Raw genomic sequence first — 319 nt, 5'->3', positions numbered from 1 at the left:
CCGTGCCCACGGGGATGAACCGATCACTAACGCCAGCGACCTACTTGTAACAACGTGTTCCCCGTGCCCACGGGGATGAACCGGTCATTACCCGTTGCGATGCGAATATTGTGAAGTGTTCCCCGTGCCCACGGGGATGAACCGGTCTCATCACTACACCTGAAAACATTGTGTGGGTGTTCCCCGTGCCCACGGGGATGAACCGTTTTTGTTTAGCGTTCATGGGGTTAAATATATGTGTTCCCCGTGCCCACGGGGATGAACCGCCATTCACCACTTAATGGTGTAACCTTTAAATGTGTTCCCCGTGCCCACGGGG

The sequence above is a fragment of the Methylophaga sp. UBA2012 genome (genome assembly GCF_002335235.1).
GTDB classification, from domain to species: domain Bacteria; phylum Pseudomonadota; class Gammaproteobacteria; order Nitrosococcales; family Methylophagaceae; genus Methylophaga; species Methylophaga thalassica.
The sequence above is the reverse complement of the archived record's forward strand: the minus strand, read 5'-3'. Positions refer to the sequence as shown.